Source organism: Marivita geojedonensis, from assembly GCF_002115805.1.
Taxonomy (GTDB): domain Bacteria; phylum Pseudomonadota; class Alphaproteobacteria; order Rhodobacterales; family Rhodobacteraceae; genus Marivita; species Marivita geojedonensis.
Map to the genome: position 1 here is coordinate 1 of NZ_JFKC01000054.1, position 5308 is coordinate 5308.

Sequence of the window (5308 nt, forward strand, 5' to 3'; positions counted from 1 at the left end):
CTTCCTACCAAGATAGGCACCACCTATGCACATGCGGCCCTCTTGAGATAGTCGAGGAATGCTGTGGCCAACACACTCAGTTGATTGAACAAATGCGAAAGCGAGAAATGAAGAGATCGGCGCGCATCCTTCAGCCAAAAGAAGCTCTCTTGAAACGTCTCTTCGAGTCCGCTGGAGCGGTGCCTCTCAGTTTCGAGGTCTTTCCTCCTGGAAACGAAGAGCAAAGAAAAAAGCTCCTTGAAACTGTTGACCGGTTGACGCCGGCCGCTGCCCAGGGGTTTTCGGTCACCATGGGGGCTGGGGGGACGTCGCGGACGGGGACATATGAAACAGCAGTGGAAATTGCCGAACGCACCAATCGCCCAGTTACGGCACATCTCACAGCAATCGGATTGAGTACTAACCAAGCTATGGAAACGGCGGATGCGCTGTGGAGCGCTGGCATTACCAGAGTTCTTGCTCTCCGCGGGGATGCTCTCACGCCAAACAACCAACCGTCGCTGAGCGGGTTCAAATACGCCGCTGACTTGGTCAGGGCCTTGGCGGACCAACACCGATTTGAGATTTCAGTCGCCGCTTACCCAGAGAAGCATCCCGAAGCCGACGATCTGGACGTTGACATTGATCACCTAGAGGAGAAACTCGATGCCGGGGCTACGCGTGCATATTGCCAGTTTGTCTTAGACCCTTCGGCCTATGGCAGATTCTTGGACAAATGCTCAGCGCGTGGGATCACGGCGGACATCATCCCCGGTGTGATGCCGCTCGATGGCTGGTCGCGCCTCAAGCGGTTTGCAAAGAAAACTGAAACCAAAGTGCCCCTTTGGCTCTCGCGCCTGTTTGCATGTGGTGAAGAAACACCCGAACTCATGCCATTGCTGGCCTCTGCCGCCACTGTAGAGCAGGCACGTCGGCTCATTGCCTACGGTGCACCGGAACTCCATGTCTACACAATGAACCGCTGGCCGCAGTCTTTGACGCTCGCAAAACTCTTGGGCAGTTAGGGTTCGAACTCAAGGCACCGACCCGATCTCCGGCACACACGGTTCATGGCTGACGGCACAACTTAACGCGAAAAGTCGATACACACCTTCCCGATGTGGGACCGTCTGCCGAAGTTGGCGATTGCCTCTCCGACTTCTTCGAAACCAAAAATGTGTTTGTCGATAACGGGTTCCATCTCTTGCTCTTCAATAGCCTGCACCATTTCTCGGTGCATGGCATGACTGCCGACGGTTATTCCTTGAAGTCGAATGTTCTGCGTGACGACAGGTCCCAGATTGAGTGCTGGTTTCAGTCCCGAAAGCACCCCAATCAAGCTTATTGTGCCGCCCCCGGCCACAGATCGGAGCGATTGGTCAAGTGTTTCAGCACCGCCGACTTCAACGATGTGGCTGGCACCGACACCGCTAGTGATCTCTCGAACAATTTGGGACCAGTCAGGATTTTGGCGGTAATTGATGAGGTGGTCTGCACCATGTTGTCGTCCAATCTCGAGTTTTCGTTCATCAGAGGACAGCAAGATAACCTTTGCCTGCCGCATTCGCGCGAATTGCAAGGCGAAGAGCGAAACGCCTCCAGTGCCTTGAACAACCACAGTGTCATCTTTTTTCACATCTCCAGAGGCGACAATGGCGTTCCAAGCGGTCAGCGCTGCGCAAGGCAGTGTCGACGCTTGGATTGCATTAAAATGCTTTGGCGTTTTTGCGACGAGACGTGCGGGCAAGGCCATGAATTCCTGCATGACGCCGGGGCGCATGCCACCAAGGGCGCTTGCGCTGACGGAACTTGAATATGGCCCACTTGGCCAATCTTGGAAGAAAAATGGCGTAACCAGATCTCCCGGTTTGAGATCGGTCACGATGTCACCGGTTTCAATAATCACACCGGCACCGTCGGACACTGGAATAAGAGGGAGTGAACCGGTCAATCGTCCGTAGCCGCGACGCACAACCACGGTGTCACGGTAATTTAGTGAAGCTGCCTGCATTTGAATCAGAACGCCGTCTGGAGAACACTTGGGACGGGTTTTTTCCTTCGGCAAAAGGGCGTCTGGCGTCCAATCGGTCAGTTCCATTACCCGCATAAACTCAAGCTCCCCTATAGTCGAATGACGCGCATCTTCCTTTCTCAACGGGACGCACGCTGCCCGCCACGAATTTACCAGACTTTGGCGTCAATTGTCGGCCAGCATACTTGTTCTTATAAGAAACTTTCTGGCAGTCCGATGCTTGAGCACACCGATTTATCGAACGCCCGCAATGTGTGAGTTCGACGAGGCCCCGAGCTAGCTCTTGCAGCGAATGACGGCAATCCGGGCTGCGACCGCAGCATCTTGACCGGTGGTTGAAAGGCGGGAATGGGCCGAAAACTCCGATTGGTGACCAAGACCTGATATACGGGTTTGTCGCGCACAACGGACCCAGCCAGAGTAAAGCTTGAACGACCGTTTCGGCAAATTCGACTGCCAAACGTGTAAGGTCCATTATGTTCAGTGCCAGTTGCACTTCGCCCGGCGGCCTCTCCGTCCACCCTCTCTCGCGAACAAAGTTGACCCATTTAGAGCCGACAATCAGAAACACTGAGGCGTAGCACTGAGAGGAGCCAAAAAAGCCCGCTTGCAGTCGCCTCTATGGGCGCGCCTGTAGCGACCGGCCCTGGGCGGCCGTTAATCGAAGTGCGAAGTCGCTGCAGCGCAGCCCGTCAAAGCCGACGTTCGCCGCGTCTGCGAAATCAGATGATGGGCAAAGTGACGCTGTGCGGGACTAAGTTGCCTTCAAAAATTGCGAAACAAATGCCATTTCGCGCAACCTCCCAGCGCAACCCGGAAGCATCGGCGCTGACCAAATCCTCTCGCCAGTTTGTTAGTCCGAGGCTCGTCGATGTTGTCAGAGAGGCATGCCAGTGGCACTCATTGCCGCAAGCCAACGATCCGCAAGACCTGATGCTGTCCACATGCCGGTGATCACCGCTCGTTCTCGGCTCACCGTCCAGTCGGGGTTCTCACTTAAGAATCCCCTCATTGCGGCCTCGGCCTTCTCGCTGTTTCCAATGCAGTGGTGGATCGCGGCCAGCGTCTTGTTCGCGGCAGCGGGCATCGAAGGCGCGGCTGTGAACGTGTCCAGTGCTTCATCGCAAGCGCCTGTCTGCCACTGGATCCGCGCCTTCGTCCAATTCGTGTCGTGCCCGTATAGTGGGTCGATCAACTCGATGCTGGCGATCTCTTCCAGCGCCTCGTCTGTTTTTCCGATGAACGCCAGTGCCTGCGCCAAGGCGTTGCGGGCAAAGGATGACGACGGGTTCAACTCGACTGCGCGACGGAACGCGCTGATGGCGCCATCTACATCGCGGTTGAACATCAGGACGCGCCCCAGCGCGTGAAAGGCGAGGAAATTGTTGGGGTCGAGTTCCACCCCCCTGCGGGCAAGTTCGTGCATCCGCTGGCGGATCGCCTCTTGGTCCCCTTCAACCCAGCCGTAGCGCAGCCCGATACGCAGAGACAGCGCCTGACCCAGCGGCCCCCACGCGGAATCGGGGTAGTCCCGCATGGACTGTTCCTGCTCCGCGATGTTGATCAGAAGGCTTTCACGAGAGAAGTTCCTCATGATCCGGCTTTGTGCCGCGTTGGCAATTAAGAGCGCGCTGACGTCGCCCTCGGACATGCGGGGTTCGGCCATGTCGACAACCCTTTCACCCACTGCACCGGCGATCTTGCGGCTGATGCGGCTGTTCGCCCGCAACAGTTCATTCAGCGGGACATCAAACTCATCGGCCCAAAGGTTCGCCTCGGTCGCACCGTCGATCAGCCTGGCCGTCGTGCGCACGCGCGTCCCGTCGTACTGCTGGCTACCTTCCAGCACATAATCGGCCCCGAGCCGTTCGGCGATTTCAGACATGGCCAGATCAGAGTCGCGGAAGGTGAAGCTGGAGCGTTGGGAGATGACCACGAACTGCGGGTAGAGCGCCAGCAGAGTCGTGATGTTGTCACTCACAGCGTCGCTCAGGTAGCCTTGGTATTCCGGCGGGCTGAAATCCTCGAACGGCAGGACTGCGATTACCGGCGGCCCGGGCGACTCCGTGGGCCTCAGAAAGGCGAAGGCTAGCGCGCAGACGCACAGCAGCACGAGGGCAAGCAGGGCAAGCCGGCCACGGGGCGGACCATCCGGCTCATCGGTCGAGACCGCTGAAGGCGGGACCAGCCGATACCCTTGGCGCGGCACGGTTTCGACGATGCGTTTGTCGCTGTCCTCCAGAACCCGGCGAATCTCGGCAATGCATTGCGCGACGCTATCGGCGGTCACAGCGCGGCCCTGCCAGACGTCTTCGATAAGCGTGTCTTGACTGACGATTTCTCCCGGCGCCTTCGCAAGTGCCATAAGAACTTCGCGTGATTGGTGCCGCAGTTCCAGCTCGTTACCATCACGGGAAAAAAGGCGCGAAACAGAGCGATCGAGAACGGCTGCCCCGAGGTCGATTTCAGAAGATTTCAATTCTCTTCGTTTGACGAAACGCATCTCCCTGACCTCCGATCAAGGCCACCACCGCCCCGAAGGTTCGGCAATTACCCGTTCAAAGATACCTTGCTGGGAAAATGATACGAAACCCGGCCACGAAAGGAAACGAGACATGAAACTCACGCAACTGACCCAGACCGCAATCGCCCTCATCGTCGCCACGACTGGCGCCGCTTCGGCGGACCAGTTCGCGATCCAGACAGACAAACCCGTGTCTGGCGCGTCCAAGGGCCTGCTCGAAACGTTGGATATTCGCGAGATCGACGCCTTGGAGATCAATGGCGCCCATTTCATCGTGCTTGAAGCGAAGAACGAGGGCTATGTCGAAGCCTACATCTTTGGGCGTCGCATTGATGCCAAGGCCCTCTACCGACTCGAGGCCGACTGGACCGGTGCCGGCCTGTCCTCCCTGCCGGTGGAGGCGCGCAGTGCCTTCTTCTTGGAAACCATCTGCGAGTTCTGCACGAGCTGAGGCACCTGCCACGGAATGCACATAGAGGGGCGCTACCTCTTCCAAAAACTAGATGCGCCCTTCGATGTGCGGAATGGCTGGCGGAACCCCGTACCCGATGCGGCGCGTCGTCAGGCATTCGGGAGGGAGCGGCTGTTCAAAGGTGAGGCAGCCGCTCCTGTTCCAGTGTACCTTTCCGAATGCAAGGACGGGAATGGGCTCCGAGCCGTCAACCACCTGAAACGTCAGATGAACGCTCCGTAGAACGAAAACACCTTTAGCTGCATAACTGTGCCCAGCGTCGCTTTGTGGACTGTGCTCAAAGTTTTGTGCGAGCCTAGGG

4 protein-coding genes are annotated in these 5308 nt (G+C 57.5%); 2 read left to right on the forward strand and 2 right to left on the reverse strand.

The window, feature by feature from the left end; all coding sequences use genetic code 11:
• Nucleotides 1-107: 107 nt before the first annotated feature.
• Nucleotides 108-1004 carry a methylenetetrahydrofolate reductase gene (locus MGEO_RS20870; RefSeq protein WP_158091083.1) on the forward strand — a complete coding sequence of 299 codons (897 nt, stop codon included), beginning with the start codon at nt 108-110 and terminating at the stop codon, nt 1002-1004.
• Between the two features lie 62 nt (nt 1005-1066).
• Here MGEO_RS20870 and MGEO_RS20875 read toward each other — a convergent pair whose 3' ends face one another.
• Both MGEO_RS20875 and MGEO_RS20880 read right to left on the reverse strand, forming a co-directional pair.
• Nucleotides 1067-2077, reverse strand: coding sequence for a zinc-dependent alcohol dehydrogenase family protein (locus tag MGEO_RS20875; RefSeq protein WP_158091084.1), 1011 nt, complete (start codon nt 2075-2077; stop codon nt 1067-1069).
• Between the two features lie 811 nt (nt 2078-2888).
• Nucleotides 2889-4514 carry a winged helix-turn-helix domain-containing tetratricopeptide repeat protein gene (locus MGEO_RS20880; RefSeq protein ID WP_085641669.1) on the reverse strand — a complete coding sequence of 542 codons (1626 nt, stop codon included), beginning with the start codon at nt 4512-4514 and terminating at the stop codon, nt 2889-2891.
• 112 nt (nt 4515-4626) lie between these two features.
• On the opposite strand from MGEO_RS20880, the gene MGEO_RS20885 reads away from it, so the two are divergent.
• Nucleotides 4627-4986, forward strand: a complete 360-nt coding sequence (locus MGEO_RS20885; protein ID WP_085641670.1) for a hypothetical protein — start codon at nt 4627-4629, stop codon at nt 4984-4986.
• The last annotated feature ends 322 nt before the right edge of the window (nt 4987-5308 follow it).

Coding starts and splice junctions, on each gene's coding strand:
- MGEO_RS20870 (WP_158091083.1), top strand. CDS start 108: ATGAAGAGATCGGCGCGCATCCTTCAGCCAAAAGAAGCTCTCTTGAAA.
- MGEO_RS20875 (WP_158091084.1), bottom strand. CDS start 2,077: ATGGAACTGACCGATTGGACGCCAGACGCCCTTTTGCCGAAGGAAAAA.
- MGEO_RS20880 (WP_085641669.1), bottom strand. CDS start 4,514: ATGCGTTTCGTCAAACGAAGAGAATTGAAATCTTCTGAAATCGACCTC.
- MGEO_RS20885 (WP_085641670.1), top strand. CDS start 4,627: ATGAAACTCACGCAACTGACCCAGACCGCAATCGCCCTCATCGTCGCC.